Here is a 1812-nt window from a genome sequence, read left to right on the forward strand (position 1 = left end):
TGGTTCTTATCCGCCGCATCGCGCGAGCGTCATGAGTTCCGGGACGGACTCTTAGTCTAATTTGTTCGAACTGACTCCGAAGGGGCGATAATGAATATCGATCAGCGGCAAATTGATGCTCTTGTCGCAAACCCAGTAGAATCGTTGGCTGTTGAGATAAAGCAGTGGATCGATCCTGGGGCTCCACAAGGGCAAGCAAAAATTGTACGTGCCGCTTTGGCAATGCGAAATCGCAATGGCGGATTTTTGATAATCGGATTTGATAATAATGGCGCCCCGGATTTAGGAAATCAGCTTGCTGATCCGCGTGTCAGCTTTCATATTGACGTGGTTCAGGCCCTTATTTCACGATATGCACAAGAATTGTTCGAAATTAGTGTGGGATTTTCTGAGCGCGAAGGTGTTGCGTATCCCGTCATTGCGGTGCCGCCTGGGGTTCAAACGCCTGTGGCGGCAAAACGTGATTTGTTCGATGATCGAAACAGGCTCATAAATACAGGTGATTTATATTTTAGAACGCTTGCGTCTAATGGGGTTCCGAGTAGTAGTGCTGCAAGGCCCCAAGACTGGCGCGAAATCATCGGAATCTGCTTCGATAACCGCGAAGCCGATGTTGGTCGGTTTCTTCGTCGACAATTCGCTGGACAAGATGCGGCTGCACTAGCCTCGGTCCTTTGGGGGATCACAGATAGCGCGCCAGTTACATCCCCTGTTGCAAACTTGATGGAACGGGCAAAAGGGCTGCTCGACGATGAGTGAAAAACGGCTGCTGAAAGCGCTCAACAGGATCGGGTTAGGCGATGATGCCGATGTTCGCCGGATGGCTTCATCGCTCACTTGGGAGGTCGCATTAGCCATTGAACCGGAATGGGAGGGGCGCGTTCCGGATAAGCATTTCCTTGGCAAAGTGCTAGGGAGCAATCCCAACTACACCGGATGGCCGGTTTGGCTCGACTCTAGGTCGTTTACAGAAGCAAAAAGCCAACCGGTGATTCACGATGGGGCTTGGGAGGCGATCATTGTCTCGAAAGGCGGCTGGTCTAGCCACTTGGAGTTTATGAGGTTTGATCCGCGCGGGAAGTTCTATCTCCGTCGAGCATTACAAGATGATCAAGTTCCCGAGAAGGTTGCTCCGGGAACCGCTCTTGACCCGATTATCGTTATCATAAGAGTTGCTGAAGCAATTGCTGTGGGCATAGCCATCGCAAACGGACTTATGACCACAGACGATCCGCCGCGGCAACTTGGCTTTGCATTTAGGTGGACCGGACTCGCCAATAGAACTCTGAAGACTTGGGCCAACCCTTTTATTTTGATGATCGGGGAACCCCGTGCCCACGATAATACAATTTCGACCTATGTTGAATTGCCTTCGGACACGCCAGTAAGCGCTATCGCTCCGGCGGTCCAAAAGGCAACTCGTGATCTCTTCGCGTTGTTCGATGGAGAAATCATACCGGCACACGTCATTGAGGACTGGTCAAATCGCCTCATCGAAAGACGTCTGAGATAGCGGTGGCACCAAGTGGGACCGTGGTATCGGGCGCGGGCTTGATTGATGCAATGCAAAGCCTCATGCGGAGAACGGCCGACACCTCTCCCTGCCCTCTCCTTACAGGAGAGGGTTCTCCGTTGCGGTTCCGTGCGCTGCGGCGATGGGCGCGGGGAACCCCTCTCCTGGATGGGAGAGGTGCAAGGGTGAGGGACCGCCGCTGACTGTTTGAAACGCGACGGAGCCGTAGCGCCTTCCATTGAAACGGCAGGCCCTCATCCGGCGCTCCGCGCCACCTTCTCCCATCCGGGAGAAGGGAA

At 53.5% G+C, this 1812-nt stretch carries 2 protein-coding genes; both read left to right on the forward strand.

Translation table 11 applies throughout. The features are described 5' to 3' along the window. The first annotated feature begins 90 nt into the window (after window positions 1-90). Window positions 91-759, forward strand: a complete 669-nt coding sequence (locus AX750_RS26230; protein WP_156450233.1) for a hypothetical protein — start codon at window positions 91-93, stop codon at window positions 757-759. Further along, window positions 752-1513: a hypothetical protein gene (locus tag AX750_RS26235; protein WP_156450234.1), complete on the forward strand. Its 762-nt coding sequence runs from the start codon at window positions 752-754 to the stop codon at window positions 1511-1513. The genes AX750_RS26230 and AX750_RS26235 overlap by 8 nt, the downstream gene beginning before the upstream one ends. Window positions 1514-1812 lie beyond the last annotated feature (299 nt).

Source organism: Methylobacterium sp. CCH7-A2, assembly GCF_001557075.1.
Classification (GTDB): Bacteria; Pseudomonadota; Alphaproteobacteria; order Rhizobiales; family Beijerinckiaceae; genus Allobosea; species Allobosea massiliensis.

Excerpts from the sequence above, each read along its gene's own strand:
- AX750_RS26235 (WP_156450234.1), top strand. The coding sequence starts at position 752 with ATGAGTGAAAAACGGCTGCTGAAAGCGCTCAACAGGATCGGGTTAGGC.
- AX750_RS26230 (WP_156450233.1), top strand. The coding sequence starts at position 91 with ATGAATATCGATCAGCGGCAAATTGATGCTCTTGTCGCAAACCCAGTA.